This window comes from Acidovorax sp. LjRoot66, from assembly GCF_964253305.1.
Classification (GTDB): domain Bacteria; phylum Pseudomonadota; class Gammaproteobacteria; order Burkholderiales; family Burkholderiaceae_C; genus Acidovorax.
In genome coordinates this window covers 233,837-254,176 of the sequence record NZ_CAXUQU020000001.1, presented here as the reverse complement: position 1 = coordinate 254,176, position 20,340 = coordinate 233,837, and the positions used below count along the sequence as shown (strand labels likewise).

19 protein-coding genes are annotated in these 20,340 nt (G+C 68.4%); 16 read left to right on the top strand and 3 right to left on the bottom strand.

Translation table 11 applies throughout. From position 1 onward, the window contains the following. The first annotated feature begins 40 nt into the window (after positions 1-40). The 6 genes from ACSQ3Y_RS01145 (at position 41) to ACSQ3Y_RS01120 (ending at position 6,614) form a co-directional block, all read left to right on the top strand. Positions 41-1,756: an NAD(P)-binding protein gene (locus ACSQ3Y_RS01145; protein WP_436176163.1), complete on the top strand. Its 1,716-nt coding sequence runs from the start codon at positions 41-43 to the stop codon at positions 1,754-1,756. 11 nt (positions 1,757-1,767) lie between these two features. Next, positions 1,768-2,265, top strand: a complete 498-nt coding sequence (locus tag ACSQ3Y_RS01140) for a L,D-transpeptidase family protein (RefSeq protein WP_428003060.1) — start codon at positions 1,768-1,770, stop codon at positions 2,263-2,265. 87 nt (positions 2,266-2,352) lie between these two features. After that, positions 2,353-3,711 (top strand): esterase-like activity of phytase family protein, encoded by a 1,359-nt coding sequence (locus ACSQ3Y_RS01135; protein WP_436176162.1) that lies wholly within the window; start codon positions 2,353-2,355, stop codon positions 3,709-3,711. A 257-nt stretch (positions 3,712-3,968) separates the two neighbouring features. Beyond that, a complete protein-coding gene (locus tag ACSQ3Y_RS01130; RefSeq protein ID WP_436176161.1) occupies positions 3,969-5,129 on the top strand; it encodes an AAA family ATPase in 1,161 nt (386 codons plus the stop codon). Positions 5,130-5,131: 2 nt separating this feature from the next. Next, positions 5,132-5,734 (top strand): hypothetical protein, encoded by a 603-nt coding sequence (locus ACSQ3Y_RS01125; RefSeq protein ID WP_436176160.1) that lies wholly within the window; start codon positions 5,132-5,134, stop codon positions 5,732-5,734. Positions 5,735-5,909: 175 nt separating this feature from the next. Then, positions 5,910-6,614 (top strand): riboflavin synthase, encoded by a 705-nt coding sequence (locus tag ACSQ3Y_RS01120; RefSeq protein WP_057200557.1) that lies wholly within the window; start codon positions 5,910-5,912, stop codon positions 6,612-6,614. Between the two features lie 3 nt (positions 6,615-6,617). Here ACSQ3Y_RS01120 and ACSQ3Y_RS01115 read toward each other — a convergent pair whose 3' ends face one another. Beyond that, entirely contained in the window at positions 6,618-7,013 is a 396-nt protein-coding gene (locus tag ACSQ3Y_RS01115; RefSeq protein ID WP_057200558.1) for a nuclear transport factor 2 family protein, read from the bottom strand. A gap of 148 nt (positions 7,014-7,161) precedes the next feature. On the opposite strand from ACSQ3Y_RS01115, the gene ACSQ3Y_RS01110 reads away from it, so the two are divergent. From ACSQ3Y_RS01110 to bufB, 4 genes are all read left to right on the top strand, one after another. Beyond that, on the top strand, positions 7,162-7,698 hold the full coding sequence (locus tag ACSQ3Y_RS01110; protein ID WP_057200559.1) for a GNAT family N-acetyltransferase: 537 nt from the start codon (positions 7,162-7,164) through the stop codon (positions 7,696-7,698). A gap of 85 nt (positions 7,699-7,783) precedes the next feature. Further along, entirely contained in the window at positions 7,784-8,269 is a 486-nt protein-coding gene (locus ACSQ3Y_RS01105) for an NUDIX hydrolase (RefSeq protein ID WP_428003064.1), read from the top strand. Between the two features lie 133 nt (positions 8,270-8,402). Next, positions 8,403-8,696, top strand: a complete 294-nt coding sequence (gene bufA2, locus ACSQ3Y_RS01100) for a BufA2 family periplasmic bufferin-type metallophore (RefSeq protein WP_007850748.1) — start codon at positions 8,403-8,405, stop codon at positions 8,694-8,696. Between the two features lie 147 nt (positions 8,697-8,843). Next, complete coding sequence (gene bufB, locus ACSQ3Y_RS01095; RefSeq protein ID WP_436176159.1) at positions 8,844-10,544, top strand: MNIO family bufferin maturase; 1,701 nt, start codon at positions 8,844-8,846, stop codon at positions 10,542-10,544. A gap of 21 nt (positions 10,545-10,565) precedes the next feature. Here bufB and ACSQ3Y_RS01090 read toward each other — a convergent pair whose 3' ends face one another. Then, entirely contained in the window at positions 10,566-11,393 is an 828-nt protein-coding gene (locus tag ACSQ3Y_RS01090) for an IclR family transcriptional regulator (protein WP_436176158.1), read from the bottom strand. A gap of 102 nt (positions 11,394-11,495) precedes the next feature. Between ACSQ3Y_RS01090 and ACSQ3Y_RS01085 the strand changes: the two genes are divergently transcribed. The 6 genes from ACSQ3Y_RS01085 to mnmA all read left to right on the top strand — a co-directional run bounded on the left by ACSQ3Y_RS01085 (position 11,496) and on the right by mnmA (position 17,734). Continuing rightward, complete coding sequence (locus ACSQ3Y_RS01085) at positions 11,496-12,500, top strand: tripartite tricarboxylate transporter substrate binding protein (RefSeq protein WP_436176157.1); 1,005 nt, start codon at positions 11,496-11,498, stop codon at positions 12,498-12,500. A 154-nt stretch (positions 12,501-12,654) separates the two neighbouring features. Further along, entirely contained in the window at positions 12,655-14,169 is a 1,515-nt protein-coding gene (locus ACSQ3Y_RS01080; RefSeq protein ID WP_436176156.1) for a class I adenylate-forming enzyme family protein, read from the top strand. Between the two features lie 13 nt (positions 14,170-14,182). Further along, positions 14,183-14,968 carry a citryl-CoA lyase gene (locus tag ACSQ3Y_RS01075; protein WP_436176155.1) on the top strand — a complete coding sequence of 262 codons (786 nt, stop codon included), beginning with the start codon at positions 14,183-14,185 and terminating at the stop codon, positions 14,966-14,968. Then, positions 14,965-15,696, top strand: a complete 732-nt coding sequence (locus ACSQ3Y_RS01070; protein ID WP_436176154.1) for an SDR family NAD(P)-dependent oxidoreductase — start codon at positions 14,965-14,967, stop codon at positions 15,694-15,696. The genes ACSQ3Y_RS01075 and ACSQ3Y_RS01070 overlap by 4 nt, the downstream gene beginning before the upstream one ends. Beyond that, a complete protein-coding gene (locus tag ACSQ3Y_RS01065) occupies positions 15,693-16,526 on the top strand; it encodes an SDR family NAD(P)-dependent oxidoreductase (RefSeq protein WP_436176153.1) in 834 nt (277 codons plus the stop codon). The genes ACSQ3Y_RS01070 and ACSQ3Y_RS01065 overlap by 4 nt, the downstream gene beginning before the upstream one ends. 86 nt (positions 16,527-16,612) lie before the next feature. Continuing rightward, positions 16,613-17,734: a tRNA 2-thiouridine(34) synthase MnmA gene (gene mnmA / locus ACSQ3Y_RS01060; protein ID WP_057200569.1), complete on the top strand. Its 1,122-nt coding sequence runs from the start codon at positions 16,613-16,615 to the stop codon at positions 17,732-17,734. On the opposite strand, the gene ACSQ3Y_RS01055 is transcribed toward mnmA, so the two are convergent. Next, positions 17,735-20,338: a DUF5682 family protein gene (locus tag ACSQ3Y_RS01055; RefSeq protein WP_436176152.1), complete on the bottom strand. Its 2,604-nt coding sequence runs from the start codon at positions 20,336-20,338 to the stop codon at positions 17,735-17,737. It abuts the gene before it with no gap. Positions 20,339-20,340 lie beyond the last annotated feature (2 nt).

The window sequence follows — 20,340 nt, the reverse complement described above, 5'->3', positions numbered from 1 at the left end:
TGCCGGGGACTGGGTTGCGGGTGACGTAGAGTACGGTTCCATGTCCCTTGCGCCCCCCTCTCTCCCGCCATCTCCGCGCCGCAGGCAACTGTTGCAGGCTGGCGCCCTGTTCGCCGCAGGCGGACTGCTGCAGGGTTGCGACAAGGCGCCGCGCACACTCGATGGTGGCTTTGCCGGCATCGACATGGAGCGCGGCCATGCGCTGCGCGAGTTGCTGCAAAAGGGCCGCCTGCCCGAGCCTTCCGTGGTGCGGCGTGCGCAGGTCATCATCGCCGGCGGCGGCGTGGCAGGGCTGGCCGCGGCGCGCGCGCTGCGCCTGGCCGGGGTGGAGGACTTTGCGCTGCTGGAGCTCGAAGACCAGCCTGGCGGCAACAGCCGCGGCGGTGTGGTCGGCGGTATCGCCTGCCCCATGGGCGCGCACTACCTGCCCGTGCCCGGCGACGACGCGGGCGAGGTGCAGGACCTGCTCGAAGAACTGGGCCTGCGCCAGCGCGTGGCTGGGCGCTGGCGTTACGACGAGCGCCACCTGTGCCATAGCCCGCAGGAGCGCCTTTACTTCGAGGGTGAATGGCAGGAAGGCCTGCTGCCGGTGCAGGGCGTGGGCGAGGCCACGCTGGCCCAGTACCGCCGGTTCTCGGAGCGGGTGGATGCCTTGTCCAAGGCGGCGCGCTTCACCATGCCCATGCTCAAGGCCTTCGATGGCAAGCGGCCGCTGTCGCCCACGCACCAGGCGCTCGACGCCCTGAGTTTCGGCGCCTGGCTCACGCAGGAGGGGCTGGACGATGCACACCTGCGCTGGTACCTGGACTACTGCTGCCGCGACGACTACGGTGCGGGCATGGCGCGCGTATCGGCCTGGGCCGGCATCCACTACTTCGCCAGCCGCCATGGCTTCCATGCGCCGGGCGACGCAGGCACCGATGACCGCGAGGGCGTGCTCACCTGGCCCGAGGGCAATGGCTGGCTCACGCAGCGCTTGGCGGTGCCGCTGCGCGAAGGCGGGCAACTGGCCACGGGCACCAGCGTGCTGCGCATCACCGAGGGGCGCCATGGCGTGGAGGTGGAGGCGCTCAACCATGCCTCGGGCAATGTCGAGCGCTGGCAGGCGCCGCGCTGCGTGGTGGCGCTGCCCGTGTTCCTGGCTGCACGCGTGGTGCGCAACCCGCCCGCCTTTCTCACCGAAACAGCGCAGCGCCTGTCCTGGGCGCCGTGGCTGGTGGCCAACATCCACATCGATGCGCCGCTGACCGACCGCGCAGGCGCCGCGCCGGCCTGGGACAACGTGCTGTATGCCGATGCCAACCCGGGCGGTCTGGGCTACGTGGATGCTGGTCACCAGCGCCTGGACCCGCGCCCGGGGCCCACGGTGCTCACCTACTACCAGGCCCTGGGCGATCTGCCCGATGGCCGCCAGCAACTGGCCACCCAGCCCTGGGCCCACTGGGCGCAGGCGGCCATGCAGTCACTGGCCGGCCCGCATCCCGACCTGGCCCAGCGCGCCACGCGCGTGGACGTCACGCGCTATGGGCACGCCATGTCCATCCCCACGCCGGGGCTGCTGGGCTGGCTGCACCAGCCGGGCCGTTACCGCGCGCCCGACAAGCGCGTGCGCCTGGCCAGCGGCGAGCGCGTGGCCGTGCTGCCTACGCCGGCCACGGCGCGCCTGGCGTTCGCCCACAGCGACTGGTCGGGGTATTCGGTGTTCGAGGAAGCCTTCACGCGCGGCCACATGGCCGGGCTGGTGGCAGCCGGCTGAACGGCACTGGCATGGCAGGCACGGCGCTCGAAGTCGAGGTGCATCTCAGCGTACCGCGCCAGCAGCTGCATCTGTACGCGGGCGATGCGCTGGTGCGCAGCTATGCCGTCTCCACCGCGCTGCAGGGCGTGGGTGAGTTGAACGGCAGCGGCTGCACGCCGCGCGGCCTGCACCGCGTGCGCGCCAAGGTGGGCGCGGGCTGCGATACCGCCACCGTCTTCGTGGGGCGCCGGCCCACGGGCGAAGTCTTCACCCCCGAACTGGCCCTGCAGCACCCGGGGCGCGACTGGATCCTGTGCCGCATCCTGTGGCTCGCGGGCTGCGAGCAGGGCGTCAACCGCGGTGGCGCGGTGGACACGCTGCGCAGGTACATCTACATCCACGGCTGCCCGGACGGCACGCCCCTGGGCGCGCCGGCGTCGCACGGTTGCGTGCGCATGGCCAATGCCGATGTGGCGGACCTGTTCGACCGGGTGGTGGTAGGGACTGCGGTGTACATCGAAGGCTAGTGGCTGCCGCCGTGTGGGCCGATGTCACGGGCCCGTCACGCGGACCGGGCATCGTCGCCGCTTTACTTACATTTGCAGCGAGTGACCATGTCCCGACTCTCCACCCTCGCCGCCTGCGCCCTGCTGGCGTGCGCCGCCGCTTCCACCACGGCCCAGGCCCAGCAGGCGTACCCCGCCACGCTGGCCGGCCATGCCGTGATGCCCGCCATGAGCCTGGTGCCAGCGCCCAAGGACGCGCCGCAGGACCTGCAGACCAGCGGCAAGTTCACCACGGGCAAGCGCGTGGAGGCGCTGGGCTCGGTCGAAGGCCTCTCGGGTGGCCGCCCTACCGGCATCTCGCTGCCGTTCGCGGGCCAGCCGCTGCAGGGCCACTCGGGCATCAAGCGCATGGCCGACGGCTCGTTCTGGATCCTCACGGACAACGGCGCCGGCGCCAAGGCCAATTCGCCCGATTTCATGCTGCACCTGAGCCACTACAGCGTGGACTTCAAGGCCGGCCAGTTCAACCGCCTGGCCACCGTGTTCCTGCACGACCCGGATAAGAAGGTGCCGTTTCGAATCACCCACGAAGGCACGGACAAGCGCTACCTCACGGGCGCGGACTTCGATCCCGAGAGCTTCCAGTTCGCCGGTGGCGCACTGTGGATCGGCGAGGAGTTCGGGCCCTATCTGATCAAGGCCGACCTTTCGGGCCGCGTGCTCGCCGTGTTCGAAACGCAGGTGGACGGCAAGCTCGTGCGCTCGCCCGACCACCCGGCCATCACCACGGCCGGCGCGCCCGACGCCAAGGCCCCTGCCTTCGAGGTCAAGCGCTCCAAAGGCTATGAAGGCATGGCCTCGTCCAAGGACGGCAGCAAGCTCTACGCCCTGCTCGAAGGCCCGCTGTGGAACGAGGCCGGTAAGGCCTACGAGGCCGTGGATGGCAAGCAGTATCTGCGCGTGCTGGAGTTCGACGTGAAGGCCGAGCAGTGGACCGGCCGCCACTGGAAGTACGTGCTCGAAGCCAACCACCATGCCATCGGCGACTTCAACATGATCGACGGCACCACTGGCCTCATCATCGAGCGCGACAACGGCGAAGGCACGGCCGACAAGGCCTGCCCCGAAGGACAGAAGCGCACGGACTGCTTCCACGACCTGGCAAAATTCAAACGCGTCTACAAGATCGAGCTGACCGACGCCAACGTCGGTGGCCCGCTGCGCAAGGTTGGCTACATCGACCTGATGTCCATCCAGGACCCGAAACGCCTGGCGAAGAAGCCGCTGAACAACGGCGTGCTCACCTTCCCCTTCTTCACCATCGAGAACGTGGACGTGGTGGATGGCACGCACATCGTGGTCGGCAACGACAACAACCTGCCCTTCAGCTCCAGCCGCGAGCCGAACAAGGCCGATGACAACGAGCTCGTGCTGTTGGATGTGGGCGAACTGCTGCGCGCGAAGTAAACGGCATTGCACCCAACAAGCGCCGTAACGGCGTTGGCGCCAACCCATATCGTGCAAGTCAGAGTTTGGGACAGAGGCCCCAGCGGAGTCGCAGGGGCTGCTATACCTTTGACTGTCGAAAACTGTGGTGAGCTTATTCACCATGGCGCAGTACTTCTCTCGGCGCTGGCAAAGGCGAAATCCTTTCGGTGCTCGGAATCGATCCGCTCGGGGCGATACTCAAGCATTTCGATGGCGTAGCGGCTTAAGGAGAGTACGTGCTTATTACAAGACTCAAACTGCAGAACTGGCGCAACTTCAAAAAAATTGAAGTGGACTTGCGCGACAGGGTGTTTGTCATTGGGCCGAATGCGTCGGGAAAATCGAACCTGTTGGATGTATTTCGGTTTTTGCGGGACGTTGCCAAGCCCAAGGGAGGAGGCCTTCAGCGCGCAGTCGAAGCGCGCGGAGGCATGACCAAGTTGCGCTGCCTCCTGGCGCGGCGCGACCCAGAGGTACTGATCGAAGTGGAGTTGGCAGAGAAAATTGACACGCCTGCCAATTGGCGCTACAGCCTCGCCTTTCGCAGCGAAGGGAAAGGGAAGCAGCGGGTGGTAGTAAGCAAGGAGCGTGTAGAAGATCTGCGTCTAGGTGTCGTACTGCTGGATCGACCACACAATCCGGAAGACCAAGCGGACCCAGAGCGTTTGACCGAAACCAGCCTTGAGCAAGTCAACGCCAACAAGGAATTCCGCGAGATCGCGCAGTTCTTTGGTGCATTGACCTATCTGCACCTGGTGCCGCAGCTACTCAAACATACTGAGTTGGGCGCGGCGGCTTTGCTCGAAGGTGACCCATTCGGGCAGTCGTTTCTTGAGCGTATTGCGAAAACTCCTGACAGAACCCGCGATACCCGGCTGAAGAAAATCGAATCTGCTCTGAAGGCATGTGTGCCCAACATGCGTGATCTGAAGTTCAGCCGTGACCCTGCCACGGGCACTCCGCACCTGGAAGCGCTTTACGAGCACTGGAGGCCTGATGCGGGCTGGCAAAGGGAAGATCAGTTTTCTGATGGAACTTTGCGTTTGCTGGGCATCATGTGGAGCCTGCTGGATGGAGACTCCTTGCTCCTGCTGGAGGAGCCCGAGTTATCGCTCAATGAGTCCATCGTTCGACAGATTCCGCCCCTTCTTTGGCAAATGCAGCGCAAGGCCAAGCACCGCCGCCAGGTCTTTGTGACAACGCACAGCGAAGCATTGTTAGAACACAGTAGCGTGGATCCGCGCGACGTTCTGCGTCTGGAGCCGTCACCAGAAGGAACCCGGGTGGCGCCCGCAACGCCGCAAGAAATTGCTCTGGTGGAGGCGGGCTACAACGTGGCGGAGGCCATGGTTCGCAAGGCACCGCAGGGGGAACTGGGACAGCTTTCCATTTTTTAGCCATGGCCAAACCGTTGGAAATTGCCCTTGTCGTAGAAGATGTGCTGAGTCTGGTCTTGATGGAGAAGGTGTTGGCGCATACAGGGCGCGGCTACACGGTGCTGCGCCCACTCGTGGAGCGGGGCGTTGGCAACATTCGAAAATCCGTACCCAAGTACGTGAGCGCCAGCCGAGCTCTGCCCCATGTTGTGTTGGCAGATCTGGACCAGATGAGGTGCGCGCCGCTACTGCGCCAGCAATGGGGAGTCGCGAAGTTGCCCGACAGCATGCTGTTTCGTGTGGCCGTCCGAGAGTCGGAAGCCTGGGTGCTTGCCGATCGTGCTGGCTTTGCCGATTTTGCAGGGATACCCGTCATCAAAGTTCCTGCTGCGCCCGAGGCTTTGGCCGACCCCAAACAGGAGTTGGTCAACTTGGTGCGGCGCAGCCGGAACAAGCGGCTCGCGGCGGAATTGGTGCCTGTTCAAGGAAGTGCTGTATCCATCGGGCCTCTCTACAACGAACGGCTGGGCCAGTTTGTTCGTGAAACTTGGGACGTTGGAGCCGCAATGGCAAATTCCCCAAGTCTTGAGCGCACTTTCTCGCGCTTGCAGAGTTTCATGGCTTGAACTCGTCTGACGTCCGGAGTGACATTGACACGGCCAATAGTTGCTACCACGCAGGCCGAATGCAAAAGTGTGGTTTCTGCGCAGGAGCCACATGCGGAGCACCCGACTGGCAAAATAGAGCGATCTCATCAAGTTTCGGTTCGGCGATGGAACCGTCATACCAAAGTCTGCGCTTATGTTCACAGGCATCGTTCAAGCCACGGCAGGCATTGCCGCCATCCATGACCGCGCAGGCCTGCGCACCTTCACGCTCGATTTCCCCGAGGGCTTCTGCCAGGACCTGGCCATTGGTGCCAGTGTTTCCACCGATGGCGTGTGCCTCACGGTGACCGAGATCCTCTCGCCCACACAGGCCAACTTCGACGTGATGCAGCAGAGCCTGAACATCACCACGCTGGGCAGCTATGGCCAGGGCGACCGCGTGAATGTGGAGCGCGCTGCCAAGGACGGTGCCGAGATCGGCGGCCACCCGCTGTCGGGCCACATCGATTTTTCGGGCACGCTGGCCAGCGTGCGCGAGTTCGACAACAACCTGGTGTGGCGCGTGGCCGTGCCGCCCGAGTTCCGCAGGTATGTGTTCGCCAAGGGCTACATCGCCATCCATGGCGCCAGTCTCACCGTGTCGGAAGTGAACCGCTCCGAAGGCTGGTTCGAGGTCTGGCTGATCCCCGAGACCCGCCGTGCCACGGTGTTCGAGGGCAAGAAGGCCGGCGACCGCCTGAACATCGAGATCGAGCGCAGCACCCAGGTGGTGGTGGACACGGTGCGCGAAGCGGTGCAGGAAAGCCTGGGCCGTCTGCAACCCGTGCTCGAAGCCCTGCTCAAGGAAAAGGGCCTGTCCCTTGAAGACTTCGTGCAACCCCCCGTGCTCCCGCACTGAAGCTCAGCCCGCGACGTAGTCGAGAAAGCCGGTGACACGGCGCAGGCGCCCATCGGCGTCCACTTCGGCCACGTCGGTGCCGCGCGCCACGGGTTCGGCCCCCGGGGCCGCGAGCGCCCAGGAAAAGCGCACCACGCTGTGGTGCCCCTCGGGCGTGCCCAGCAGCGCGAAGCGGTAACCGGCAAAACGCTGCTGCGCGCCCGCGATCAGGGCCGCCATGCCGTCATGGCCCCTGCCTTCCATCATCGGGTCGAGGTAGTGCACCTCGCTGCTGAAGGCCTCGCGCACCAGGCGATCCCGCTCGCTGCTGTCGGTGGCGTTCCACGCGCTCAGGTAACGTGCGGCGATGCCGGAGGCCGAAGTGGCGGCGTTCAGGACAGGGGATTCGACGGTGTTCATGGTGGCTGCTCCAGAGAAGTTGAACGAACGGAATAAAAACAAAGGGTGGCGGATGCAGGCAGGCATCCGACGCAAGCCATTCTTCGCGGCTGCCCTGCCGGCGTCGATGACATGGCAGGTCATGTGCCAGGGATAATGCGGCGCCTGCATGCTGAACTCCACCGCTTCCTCTTCTTCTCCTGGTGCGCCGCGCGCTCTGCAGCTGCACGACCTGCCCGGTCTGCTGCAGGTGCAGCTGGCCTGCTATGGCGCGGGCTTTGTCGAAAGCGGCGAGGTGTTTGCGCGCCGGCTCGCCAGCCCGGTCAACTGCTCGCTGGTGCTCGAACGCGCCGGCCAGGTCTGCGCCTACCTGGCGGCCTACCGCTCGGTGCAGGGCAAGGTCACGCCGCTGCACGGCGACTTCGAGGGCCCGCCCGGCGCACCCGACACCCTGTACCTGCACGACATGGCGGTGCTGCCGGCCTGCGCAGGCCAGGGCCTGGCGCAGACGCTGCTTGCGCCGCTGTGGGCGCAGGGCGCGGCATGGGGGCTGCGGTACACCGCCCTGGTCTCGGTGCAGGGCTCGCAGGGCTACTGGGAGCACCATGGCTACGCCGTGCAGCCGCTGGCCGATGCACAGCAGCGTGAGCGGCTGGCAAGCTACGGCGAGGGGGCCGTGTACATGGTGCGAACGCTGGCTCCCTAGCCAGCGCCTTGCGTACGCCATTGGGCTTGTTTGAACGGCGCCACGGGCCGGGCATCTGTCGCAGGCCGTGGTCATAATGGCTGGCATGCCGAACCGCTGGAAACCCAATGTCACCGTGGCTGCCGTGATCGAACGCGATGGCCGCTTCCTGCTGGTGGAGGAAGAAACCACCGATGGCCTCAAGCTGAACAACCCAGCCGGCCACCTGGACCCCGGTGAGTCGCCCCCCAGCGCCTGCGCGCGCGAGGTGCTCGAAGAAACTGCGCACGATTTCGAGCCCACGCACCTGATCGGTGTGTACCTCAACCGTTTCACCAAGACGCGCACGGGCGACGACCTGACCTACCTGCGTTTTGCCTTTGCCGGCACGCTGGGCACGCACCACGCCTGGCGCACGCTGGACGAAGGCATCGTGCGCACCGTGTGGATGACGGCCGACGAAATCCGCGCCTGCCCCGAGCGCCACCGCAGCCCGTTGCTGCTGCAGTGCCTGGCCGACTACTTGGCCGGCCAGCGCTACCCGGTGTCGCTGGTACACACCGACATCTCGGTGACCCAGACCTCGGGCTGACTCGCCGCAAATATTTGTGGGATCGCATGTAACCCGCAGGTTGGATGGAGCGAAGTAACAGGCAGAGAGCACGGCGCCGTGCGATCTGAAACCCCTGTTTCGACCCTCCCTCACCTTTACGGAGTCTTCCACCATGCTGTCCACCTCGAACCCATCCGCCGCTTCCCTCGCCCTGGCCGCAGCCCTGCTGGCCCTGTCCTCCGGCGCCTTTGCCGCCGACGCCCCCAAGGGCTCCAAGGGCGGGGCTGTCGCTGCCAACGACAAGGTGCACTGCTACAACGTGCACGACTGCAAGGGCAACAGCGACTGCTCCACCGCCGAGCACAGCTGCAAGGGCCAGAATGCCTGCAAGGGCCACGGCTTCAAGGCCAAGACCGCTGCCCAGTGCCTGAGCGAAAAGGGCACCATCGGCGATATCAAAGGTTGACCCCCTGAGTCGCTTCGCGCCTTCCCCCTTGAAGGGGGACGCCGCCCCTGCGGCGGGGCGGCCCTTGCACGGCGGCATTGGCCTGGGCCGTGACAGTTTCATTGGCCTTGGGCGTAGCAGAGCGCACGAAGCATCAACCTATCAGCCATGGCACACGACCCCATCGCCGCGCGCGGCACCGGCTTCGGCCTGGGCCTGCGCACCGCCCACTACGCGGATTTTCTGGCCGGCCCGCAGCCGCTGGATTGGCTGGAGATCATCACCGACAACTACCTCATCGAGGGCGGCAAGCCGCTGGCGGTGCTCGACACGCTGCGCCGCGACTACCCCATGGCCATGCACGGCGTGGCCATGTCCATCGGTGCGGCGCAGGGCGTGGACATTGCCTACCTGCGCCAAGTGAAGGCGCTGGCCGAGCGCATCGAGCCGCTGTGGGTATCGGACCACCTGTGCTGGATCGGCCCCGGGCCGCAGCAGCAACTGCACGACCTGTACCCGCTGCCCTATACCGATGCCTCGGCGCGCCATGTGATCGCGCAGGTCCGCCGCGCGCAGGACGTTCTGGGCCGCCGGCTGGTGCTGGAGAACGTCTCCAGCTACATCCGCTATGCCGGCGACAGCGCAAGCGAATGGCAGTTCCTGGCCCACATCGCGCAGGAGGCCGACTGCCTGCTGCTGGTCGATGTGAACAATATCTACGTGAGCAGCGTGAACCACGGCTTCGACCCGCTCACCTACCTTGATGCGCTGCCCGCGCACCGCGTACAGCAGATCCACCTGGCCGGCCATTCGGACCAGGGTGACCACATCATCGATACGCACGACCACCCCGTGGCCCAGCCCGTGTGGGACCTGTATGCGCGGGCCTGCGAGCGTTTCGGCGCCGTGGCGACCATGGTCGAGCGCGACGACCACATTCCGCCGCTGGCCGAGCTGCTCGATGAAATGGCGATGGCCCGCTCCGTGGCTGCGGTCCATGTGCCGCCGGCCGGGGCTGCGGCCGCAGCACCGGTCGCAGAACCCTGGCCGTTCTCTCCGCTGTCCTTCGCACCCCAGCTGCAGGCGTTGCAGCGGGACCTGGCGGACCGCATCCTGGCCGAGCCCATGCAGGCCCTGGACGCCGAGGCACCGTTCGCGGGGCGCCTGGGCATCTACCACCATGCCTACCGCGCGCGGCTGGCCGAGGTGCTGGCCGACACCTACGCCAAGACCTGGCTCTACCTGGGCTCGGATACGTTCGAAGACCACGCGCGCCAGCATGCCGTGGCGCACCCGCCTACGGCGCGCAGCCTCAACCGCTATGGCGAGGGCTTTGTCGGCACCCTGCGCACGCTCTACCCCGACAACCCCGAGCTGCACGAACTGGCCCAGCTCGACTGGGACCTGCGCACGCGCTTCGACGGGGCGGACGTGCCGGCACTGGACGCGGCCACGGCTCCTTTCGCCGGCCCCTGGCTGGCACGCGCAGGGGTGCTGCACCCCAGTGCATTGCTGCGCACGCTGGCCACCAACGCCGTCGCGCTGTGGAATGCCATCCACGCCGACGAAGACGTGCCCGAGGCGGTGGCGCTGCCAGCGCCTGTCACCTTGCTGGTGTGGCGCAAGGGCCACCAGCCGCACTTTCGCTCGCTGGGCGCCCAGGAGGCGGTCTTCATCCACCTGCTGCAGGCGGGGGCCTCGGTGGAGCAGGCCTGCGACCGCCTGCAGGCGCTGGGGGCGATGCCGGGCACGGAACTGCTCGCACAGTGGCTGGCAGGCTTGTTGCGGGAGGGCCTGGTTGGCCTGGATGCGGCACGCGGCAGCCACTGCGCCGAGGCGCCCGTTGAGGAGCGCGCGAGCGCAGGCTGAGACTCCCTGGCCGGTGCCAGGTCACACCCCGTTGGGCAGCAGCGCGGCCAGCGCCTCGCGCATCCAGCGGGCAATCAGTTGTTGGCGCTCGCGCGGCATGCGGTCCAGCGTCGATGCGACGCTGATGGCGGCCACCGGTGCGCCATCGGCATTGCGCACGGCCATGCCCGCGGCCAGCACGCCCTGGGTGGCGTGGTTGCCCACCACTGACCAACCGCGCTCGCGTGTGGCGCGCACCAGGATCGCGAGGCGCTCGGGCGTCATGCCGCCATAGTGCGGCAAGGCCTGTGCATTGGCCTCTATGCAGGTGGCCACCTCCTCGTCGGGCAGCGCCGCCAGCAGAGCCAGGCCGGCCGCACCCACGCCCAGGGGCTGGCGCGTGCCCACCTGGATCACCAGGATCTGCACCGGGTGCGTGCCCACATGGCGTGCGATGCAGTGCGATGCGGCGCCCTCGCGCACGATGGCGAAGGCCGCATCGCCGCAGGCCCGGCTCACGCGCTCCAGCACGGGTGCCAAACGCATGGCCATGTTGGGCAGGGCGGCGGGCGCGGCCATGGCGGCCATGCGGGGCCCGGCCACGTAGCGAAAACGCCCGCGCCGGGCCACATGGCCGCCCTCCAGCAGCGTGGCCAGCAGGCGGTAGACGGTGGCGCGCTCCAGCCCCACAGCGCGGCACAGGTCGATCACGCGCAAGCCCTCGCGGCCGCTGGCGAGCACGGCGTCGAGCACCTGCAGGCCCCGGCGCAGCGTGCGGCTGCCGGGGTCCTCCGCAGCGTCTGGCGAGGGCAAGGTGGTGGATGAAACGTCCTGCAGACGGACGTTTCGATTCGCGGGTCGGGAAGGCATGGGAAAGAATTTGTCCGTCGATGCAACCAGCATGCAGTGTGCCGCAGAGCCACGCCGCCGGGGCGCCAAGACGGGATTTTCAGAACCACCAGGAGACAAGACATGACCTCGCACACCCCTGCCACCACCGCGCCGCGCCGGCGTCTTCTGGCTTTGGCCGCCGCTGCCATCGCCTGCACCGCCGCACTGCCCCTGCAGGCACAGACCACCCACTGGCCTGCCAAGCCCGTGAAGCTCGTCGTGGGCTATGCGGCCGGCGGCGCCACCGATGTCATCGCGCGCCTGGTCGCCATCAAGCTCGGCGACCAGCTTGGCCAGCCCGTGGTGGTGGACAACCGCACGGGCGCCAACAGCAACGTGGGCGCCGAGAACGTGGCGCACGCCCCGGCCGACGGGTACACGCTGTACGTCTACACCATCGCCAACACCATCAACGCCTCGCTGTACCCCAAGCTGGGCTACGACCCGGTGAAGGACTTCGAGCCCATCGGCATGATCGCCAAGATCCCCAACATCCTGGTGGTCAACCCCAAGCTGCCGGTGAAGAACCTGGCCGACTACGTGCGCTACGCCAAGGAGTCCAAGGACGGCATCACCTTCGCGTCGTCGGGCAGCGGCTCGTCCATCCACCTCTCGGGCGAGATGTTCAAGATGCAGTCCCAGCTCAAGATGCTGCACGTGCCCTACCGCGGCAGCGCCCCGGCCGTCACCGACCTGCTTGGCGGCCAGGTGGACTCGATGTTCGACAACACGCCCTCGGCCCTGCCGCATGTGCAGGCCGGCAAGCTGCGCGCCATTGCCATCACCAGCGCCCAGCGCTCGCCCCTGCTGCCGGACGTGCCCACGCTGGCCGAGTCGGGCTACGCGGGCTTCGACGTGCAGTCGTGGTTCGCGCTGGCCGCGCCTGCGGGCACCCCGCGCCCCGTGGTCGAGCAGCTCAACACCGCCCTAAACAAGGTGCTGGCCCTGCCGGAGGTGCGCAACCGCCTGCAGGAGCTGGCCGCTACGCCCGATTCCGGCACGCCCGACAAGATGCGCAGCTTTGCCGCCGCCGAGATCAAGCGCTGGCGTGAAGTCGTCAAGGCCTCCGGCGCCACCGCGGAGTAGGCGACGGGAAAAGCCCTCCTGGCGTCGTTGTTCCGTCTTGTCGTACTGACCGTACAGCCTGCGACGGAACGCCTAGCCAGGACCGCTTCGCTGGGCTTTGCCCGCCGCTTGTGACGCTCTTCATCGAATCTCAACCCAGGAATACCTGCCCTCCATGTTCCCCATCGACTTCTTCTGGCGCGCCGCCCAGCGCTGGCCCGACCGCATCGCCATTGATGCTCCCGAGGGCGCCATCCGCTACGACGCGCTGGCCGCGCGCGTGGCGGCCCTCGCTGCGGGTCTCACCGCACTCGATCCTTTGCCGCAAAGCTGCGTGGGCATCTGCGCGGGCAACAGCGCCGACCACATCGCTGCGCTGCTGGCCGTGCTGGCCTGCGGCAAGGTCTGGGTGCCGCTCAACCCCAAGAGCACCCGGCCCGAGATCCGGCGTATCGTCGACGCGACCGAGCCCTCCATCTTGGTGCTCGACGCGGCCTGCGCCGACCTGCTCGAAGGCGCACCGGGCGCCCGGGTGTTGGCGGGTGGCGACACCACCAGCGCGGCCACGCTCGCGGGCCTGGCCCAGGCGTATGCCGGCGCGCAGCGGCCGGCGCTAGACCTGCCGGACGACGCCACCCAGGCCATCAAGTTCACGGGCGGCACCACCGGCGCACCCAAGGGCGTGATGCAGCCCTATCGCGCGTGGATGGCCAACATCAGCAACCAGATCCACGCCTGGGGCTTCGACGAGCACGAGCGCTACATCGTGGCCGCGCCCATCACGCACGGCACCTCCACCTACCTGCTGCCCATCCTGGCGCAGGGCGGCTGCCACGTGGTGCTGGGCGGCGCGGGTGCCGAGGCGGTGCGCGCGGCCTTCCGCGAGCGCGGCGGCACGGTGTGCTTCATGCCGCCCACGCTGGTCTACATGCTGATGGCGCTGCCGGGCGCTTCGCGCGCAGACTTTCCGCGCCTGCGCCGGCTCATCTACGGCGGCGCACCCATGCCGCCCGAGAAGATCCGCCAGGTGCGCGACTTCTTCGGCCCGGTGCTGGGCACGACCTATGGCCAGACCGAGGCGCCGCAGATCCTCACCGTCATGCGTCCCGAAGACTTCGAGGACCCGCACAACTGGGCGGCCGTGGGCCGCACCACCTGGTTCAGCGACGTGGCTATCATGGCGCCCGACGGCCGCCTGCTGCCCACGGGCGAGGTGGGCGAGGTGGTGGCGCGCGGCGACCTGCTGATGACCGGCTACTGGCGCCTGCCCGAGAAGACCGCCGAAACCCTGGTGGACGGCTGGCTGCACACCGGCGACCGCGGGCTCATCGACGGGCGCGGCTACCTCTACCTCAAGGACCGGCTCAAGGACATGGTGATCACCGGCGGCTTCAACGTCTACCCGGTGGACGTGGAGAACGCCCTGGGCCAGCACCCGGCCGTGCACGAATGCACCGTGTTCGGCCTGCCCGACGACAAGTGGGGCGAGACCGTGCAGGCCGCCGTGCAGCTGCGCCCCGGCCAGCAGGCCAGCGAGGCCGAGCTGATCGCCTTCGTGCGCGAGCGCCTGGGGCCGGTGCAGACGCCCAAGCACATCCATTTTCACGACAGCCTGCCGCGTTCGCCCGTGGGCAAGGTGCTCAAGTCCGCCGTGCGCGATGCGGCCCTGGCCCTCGCCCCTACTGCCTGAAGGAACCCACCCCATGACCGCCCCATCTGCCAAGACCCCCGTCACCCGCCTGTGCACCCACACCCTCACCAGCCTGCATTACCGCGATGCGAACCTGGTGGAGGACCTGATGGGCAAGAAGACCTTCACCGAGGTGATGCTCATGCAGATCCTGGGCCGCGCGCCGCGTGGCGTGGACCTGCGCATTACCGACGTGGTGCTCATCGTGCTCATGGAGCACGGCCTCACACCCAGCGCCATCGCCACGCGGCTGATCTACATGAGCGCGCCCGAGAACCTGCAGGGCGCCGTGTCGGCCGGCCTGTTGGCGGTGGGCAGCTCCTTCGTGGGCACCATGGAGAACTGCGCCGGCCTGCTCGACCGCATCGCGGCCGCAGCCGACCCTGCTGCCGAGGCCCTGGCCATCGCGCGCCACTACAAGGGCCTCAAATCCCCGGTTCCGGGCTTCGGTCACCACCTGCACAAGCCGGTGGATCCGCGCGCCTACAAGCTGCTGGAGATGGGCCGCGCCGAGGCCGAACTGAAGGGCGACAAGATCCGTGCACTGGAGACCCTGTCCCAGGCCGTCGACGAGGTGGCGGGGCGCCCTATCACCATCAACGCCACGGGGGCCGTGGCCGCGCTGCTCGGCGAGATCGGCGTGCCTGCCGCGGTGATGCGCGGCTTCGCCGTTATCTCGCGCGCGGCCGGGCTGGTGGCGCACATCGTCGAGGAGCAGAACAGCCCCTCGGGCCGCTTCATCTGGGACACCATCGAGCACGCGATTCCCTTCGTCGGCGGCAAGGACGGCCAGGCATGAGCGGCGGCCAGGAAGGCACGGTGCTCGTCACCGGCGCCAGCCGCGGCATCGGCCGCGCCGTGGCCACGCGGTTGATGGCCGACGGTCTGCATGTCGTGAACTTCGACATCGCCGCGCCCGAGGCCCTTGCGCAGCGCGAGACCTTCGTGCAGGTGGATCTGGCCGACGAGGCCGCCCTGCGCGACGCGCTGGCCCGCACCGTGGCCGCGCGGCCCATCACCCGCCTGGTGAACAACGCAGGCATCGTGCGCCCGGCCGGCATCGATGCGACCACCAGTGCCGACCTGCAGGCCGTGATGGCCGTCAACCTGGCGGCGTCCATGGCGTGCGTGCAGGCGCTGCTGCCCGCCATGCGCGCGGCGCGCTTCGGGCGCATCGTCAACATATCGAGCCGCGCAGCGTTGGGCAAGGGCGAGCGCATCGCCTACTCGGCCAGCAAGGCAGCGGTGCACGGCTTCACGCGCACCCTGGCGCTGGAGCTGGGCGCCGACGGCATCACCGCCAACGCCATCGGCCCCGGGCCGATTGCCACCGAACTCTTCGAACGCGTGAACCCGCCCGGTGCACCGGCTACCCAGCGCATCCTGGACAACATCCCCGTGCGCCGCATGGGGCAGCCCGACGAGGTGGCGCACCTCGTGGCATCGCTGCTCGATGCGCGCGCGGGCTTCACCACCGGCCAGGTGGTCTACGTGTGCGGCGGCATGACCGTGGGGCTGGCACCATGAGCGCGCCGAAGAATATGCCACCCGCCCTGCCGCTGGACCTGTCTGGCCGCGTGGTCTTCGTGGCCGGTGGCGGCTCGGCCGGCCCGGGCTGGAGCATCGGCCGGGCGTCTTGCGTGACCTACGCGCGCCTGGGCGCCAGCGTCTGCGTGGCCGACCGCGACGCAGCATCGGCCGAAGAGACCACGGCGCTGATCCACGCCGAGGGCGGCACGGCCGCCACCTTCGTGGGCGACGTGGCCGTGGCAGCGGACGTCAAGCGCCTGTTCGCCGAGGCGCGCGAGCGCTTCGGCGGCGCCATCGACGTGCTGCACCACAACGTGGGCATCGGCAAGACCGGCGGCCCGCTGGAGACCAGCGCCGAGGACTTCGACCGCATCCACGGCGTGAATGTGGGCAGCCTTCTGCTGGCCTGCCAGGAGGTGCTGCCCAGCATGGTGGAGCGCGGGCGTGGCTCCATCATCACCATCTCGTCCATCGCGGGCATGCGCTACCTGGGCTACCCGCACCTGGCCTATGGGGTCACCAAGGCCGCGGTCACGCACTTCACGCGCATGATCGCGCAGCAGTATGCGGGCCAGGGGGTGCGCGCCAACACGGTGGTGCCGGGCCTGATCGACACGCCGCGCATCGCGACCACGGTGGCCAGGATGTTCTCGGACACCAGCCTGGACGAGGCGCGCGCCGCGCGCGCCCGCCAGGTGCCCATGGGCCGCATGGGCACGGCCTGGGACGTGGCCCACGCCTGCGCCTTCCTGGCCAGCGATGCCTCGGCCTATGTGACCGGTACCGAGCTGGTGGTGGATGGCGGTATCACGGGCAAGTTCGTATAAGAGGCTGTCCGTGCGATGACCTGCTTTCGGCGGGGCGTTCAGCGCTCTGCCAGCACCATCGCACCACAAAAAATACAATAGGTGCAATGACAGCACCAACCAAGCACCGCGTCGTCGTCGGCCTCTCCGGCGGCGTGGACTCGGCCGTCACCGCCCACCTGCTCAAGCAGCAGGGCCACGAGGTGGTCGGCATCTTCATGAAGAACTGGGAAGACGATGACGACAGCGAGTACTGCTCGTCCAACGTCGACTTCGTGGACGCGGCCGCCGTGGCGGACGTGCTCGGCATCGAGATCGAGCACGTGAACTTCGCTGCCGACTACAAGGACCGGGTGTTCGCCGAGTTCCTGCGCGAGTACCAGGCCGGCCGCACGCCCAACCCCGACGTGCTCTGCAACGCCGAGATCAAGTTCAAGGCCTTTCTCGACCATGCGATGCGCCTTGGCGCCGAGAAGATCGCCACCGGGCATTACGCACGGGTTCGCCAGAACCCGGCCTCGGGCCTGTTCGAATTGCTCAAGGGGCTGGACCCGTCCAAGGACCAGAGCTACTTTTTGCACCGCCTGAACCAGGCGCAGCTGTCCAAGACCCTGTTCCCCGTGGGCGAGCTGCACAAGACCGAGGTGCGCCGCATCGCCGAGGCCATCGGCCTGCCCAACGCCAAGAAGAAGGACTCCACCGGCATCTGCTTCATCGGCGAGCGGCCGTTCCGCGAGTTTTTGAACCGCTACATCAGCCATGCGCCCGGCCCTATACAGGACGACCGGGGCCGCACCCTGGGCAAGCACGTGGGCCTGAGTTTCTACACCCTGGGCCAGCGCCAGGGCCTGGGCATCGGTGGCATCAAGGAAAAGGGCGCCCAGCGCGGCGGCGGCGAGCACGAGCCCTGGTTCGTGGCGCGCAAGGACCTGGCGAAGAACACGCTGCGCGTGGTGCAGGGGCATGACCACCCCTGGCTGCTGTCGCACGCGCTGACTGCGCAGGACGTGAGCTGGACGGCGGGCCACGCGCCGGCACCGGGCGTCTATGGCTCCAAAACGCGCTACCGCCAGCAGGACGCCGCCTGCACCGTGCTCGCGGCCGACGACGCCGGCCTGAGCCTGCAGTTCCCGGACGCCCAGTGGGCCGTCACGCCCGGCCAGTCGGCCGTGCTGTATGACGGCGACGTCTGCCTGGGCGGCGGCGTGATTTCCAGCGCGGCGGAGTAACTAGCGGATCCAGCCCTGCAGCCCGTCGCGCTGCAGGCTGGCTTCCAGCAAGGCCTGCAGGCGCAGGCCGGCGTGCAGGTCCTCCTCGGTAGTTTCGTAGTGCATGCCGGCGAGCGATGCGGCCGTGGCCTCGTCCGTGCCGTGCAGCTGCGCCACCTTGGTGGCCAGGTCCGCCGTTTCCTGCGGGCGCAGGCCGGTGAAGGCCTGGCGCAGGTCCGGCAGGTGGGCCACGAAGGCCGCGTCGTCCCACTGGCGCACCAGGGCGTCCAGCCCCTGCAGCAGGGCTGGCAGGCGCAGCAGCAGCTCGGGTGCGGCGGTCATCATGCCGTTCAGGAACTGCACCGCTTCTTGCGGCTGCGCTCCGGGGCCGAAGCGCTGGCGCACCACAGCATCCAGCGCCGCATCGTCCCAGTGGCCGTCCAGGTAGAGCAGCGCGGTGGCGGCGCCGGCCACGCCCGGTGCAACGCCGGCACCGGTGGCAAAACGTTGCAGGTGGTCCGTGAGCAGGCAGGCATCGATGGCACTGGCGTCTTCTTTTCCGTCCAGGCTGGCGAGCAGGCGCCCCAGTTCGCGCAGCGAGAGCAGCAGGCGCACGGCATGTTCCTGCCCGTCCGCCGGCGTCTGCGCCAGCGGCGGCAGCAGGTACAGGGCGGCGGGCCACACGCGCTGCAGCAGGCCGCCCAGCTGCGGGTTCTGCTGCACGCCCAGCGGCTCGCGCGCACGCCACAGCGTGACCAGGCGGTGCCCGCACTCGACAACGGAGCCGAGCGAGGCATCCTCGTCGAGGTGGGCCGAGAGCATGGCCAGCAGCTGCGGCAGACGCGCGTGCAGGCCCACCAGGCAGGCGCGCTGCAGCAGGGCCACGGCGGCGCTGGCGCTGCGCCCGCGGCCCTGGTCGGACAGGGCAGCCTCTTCGCGCAGCAGCCGCGCCAGGCACACCGCCTCCACGCTCGCGCCGTCGCTGGCCAGCGCGATCAGGCGCGCCTCGACCATGGGCGACCAAGCGGCGCGCCATTCCTCGAACAGCATGTTCAGCCGGCTGCCGGCGATGAAATCGGGCCCGGCCACCCACTGTGCCAGGCCCGCATCGAGGTAGGCCATGGCGTGCAGGAAGCGGCTGCGCTCGCGGTGCGAGGGCTTGCGGTACAGGTCCAGCCGCACCGTGCGCGAGGCGCTGTCGTCCAGGCGCACGCCGGCCGCGCGGGCCAGGCGGCGCGCATCCTCGATCAGCGGCGGCGAGCCGGCCGAGGGCGGCACATCGCCGATGCGCGTGCCGCCCAGGAAGGCGCGCAGGTCGGCCGTGAAGCCGCGCGTGCCCTCGTCCATCGCGCCCTTGACGAAGCACGAGCGGATCGCGTCCAGCAGGTCCTGGCGGCCCGGCCCGGCATTGCCACGCAGCTCGGCAAGGCGCACCGCCTGCAGCGCGGCGGCCTGTACCAGCGCGGTGGAAACGGCGTCGGCCTGGTCCTGCGCGCGCGTCTGCTGCGCAAAGCGGGTCAGCAGGTCCAGCGCCACCACGGTGAGGGGGTGGACCGCCCCGGTCGCCGGGACATCGCGTTGGGCCGGGGCCTGCAGTGCCTCCAGGGCTTCCCAGGTGCGCTGGTAGTAGCCCGGTGACGGCATGCCGGCGCCATAGCCATTGAGCGCATCGAGCTGCTCGAAGCTGTAGCGGATCAGCCAGGCATCGGGTTCGGTGGCCTTGTTCTTCCTGGCTGCGGCCTTGGCGGGCGCCGCCAGGGGCGGGGCCGTCTTCCAGCTGCGCAGCAGCTCGGGGGTGTGAAAGCCCCCGGTCACCACCACGATGGGGCCGCTCACCGCGCTGCGCCAGCGGCGGATGTGCGCGGCCATATGGCGCTCGCGTGGCAGGCTCAGCTCGGCCTCCAGCACCTCGGGCTCGTAGTCCTGCCGGGCCATGGCGCACCAGCTGAACACGTCGGCGAACAGCGTGCGCCAGTCGGCAAGCGCCTCGGGCGTGCGCAGTTCGAACAGCCTGTCCCACAGGTCGTGGTGGTCCACGCAGCCGAGTTGGCGTGCCATGGCGTTCAGGTAGCGGCTGTGGGCGAAGTGGCGCTCCTCCATCTGGCTGCGCGCGGTGTCGGGGGCCTGCGTTTCCTCCCCGCCATCGCCTTCGCCGTAGCGGCGCTCCCAGGCCTTGTAGCGCCAGGGCAGGTCGATGAGTGCGACCTGCGCGCCGAGGGCCACACCCTCGCGCACGGCGATCCATTCGGGGCTGTAGTCGCACAGGGGGTAGAAGGAGCTGCTGGTCACCGTGCGCGGCGCGGCGGACTCCGGTTCGGCCTCGGTGCCTTCCTCGCCGGGGTCAGGCGGCTCGGCCTTGGCTTCGCGCGTGGCCTGGCACAGCCAGGCCACGGGGGTGCGGGTCAGCGGGTCCTGCAGCAGGGGCAGCAGAGCGTCGAGGTCATCCGGGCCCTCGATCAGCACGGCCGCCGGGCGCACCTCGCGCAGCAGGTGGCGCAGCGCCCAGGCACAGGCCGGGCTGTGGTGGCGCACGGGCACGAAGAAGATGCCCTCGTCGCCTAGCAACTGCGGCAGCAGGGCCGCTATTTCCGGCGGCAGGCCCACGGGCTGCGGTGTTGTGCTCACCG

Excerpts from the sequence above, each read along its gene's own strand:
- ACSQ3Y_RS01145 (WP_436176163.1), top strand. The coding sequence starts at position 41 with ATGTCCCTTGCGCCCCCCTCTCTCCCGCCATCTCCGCGCCGCAGGCAA.
- ACSQ3Y_RS01140 (WP_428003060.1), top strand. The coding sequence starts at position 1,768 with ATGGCAGGCACGGCGCTCGAAGTCGAGGTGCATCTCAGCGTACCGCGC.
- ACSQ3Y_RS01135 (WP_436176162.1), top strand. The coding sequence starts at position 2,353 with ATGTCCCGACTCTCCACCCTCGCCGCCTGCGCCCTGCTGGCGTGCGCC.
- ACSQ3Y_RS01125 (WP_436176160.1), top strand. The coding sequence starts at position 5,132 with ATGGCCAAACCGTTGGAAATTGCCCTTGTCGTAGAAGATGTGCTGAGT.
- ACSQ3Y_RS01120 (WP_057200557.1), top strand. The coding sequence starts at position 5,910 with ATGTTCACAGGCATCGTTCAAGCCACGGCAGGCATTGCCGCCATCCAT.
- ACSQ3Y_RS01115 (WP_057200558.1), bottom strand. The coding sequence starts at position 7,013 with ATGAACACCGTCGAATCCCCTGTCCTGAACGCCGCCACTTCGGCCTCC.
- ACSQ3Y_RS01110 (WP_057200559.1), top strand. The coding sequence starts at position 7,162 with ATGCTGAACTCCACCGCTTCCTCTTCTTCTCCTGGTGCGCCGCGCGCT.
- ACSQ3Y_RS01105 (WP_428003064.1), top strand. The coding sequence starts at position 7,784 with ATGCCGAACCGCTGGAAACCCAATGTCACCGTGGCTGCCGTGATCGAA.
- bufA2 (WP_007850748.1), top strand. The coding sequence starts at position 8,403 with ATGCTGTCCACCTCGAACCCATCCGCCGCTTCCCTCGCCCTGGCCGCA.
- bufB (WP_436176159.1), top strand. The coding sequence starts at position 8,844 with ATGGCACACGACCCCATCGCCGCGCGCGGCACCGGCTTCGGCCTGGGC.
- ACSQ3Y_RS01090 (WP_436176158.1), bottom strand. The coding sequence starts at position 11,393 with ATGCCTTCCCGACCCGCGAATCGAAACGTCCGTCTGCAGGACGTTTCA.
- ACSQ3Y_RS01085 (WP_436176157.1), top strand. The coding sequence starts at position 11,496 with ATGACCTCGCACACCCCTGCCACCACCGCGCCGCGCCGGCGTCTTCTG.
- ACSQ3Y_RS01080 (WP_436176156.1), top strand. The coding sequence starts at position 12,655 with ATGTTCCCCATCGACTTCTTCTGGCGCGCCGCCCAGCGCTGGCCCGAC.
- ACSQ3Y_RS01075 (WP_436176155.1), top strand. The coding sequence starts at position 14,183 with ATGACCGCCCCATCTGCCAAGACCCCCGTCACCCGCCTGTGCACCCAC.
- ACSQ3Y_RS01070 (WP_436176154.1), top strand. The coding sequence starts at position 14,965 with ATGAGCGGCGGCCAGGAAGGCACGGTGCTCGTCACCGGCGCCAGCCGC.
- ACSQ3Y_RS01065 (WP_436176153.1), top strand. The coding sequence starts at position 15,693 with ATGAGCGCGCCGAAGAATATGCCACCCGCCCTGCCGCTGGACCTGTCT.
- mnmA (WP_057200569.1), top strand. The coding sequence starts at position 16,613 with ATGACAGCACCAACCAAGCACCGCGTCGTCGTCGGCCTCTCCGGCGGC.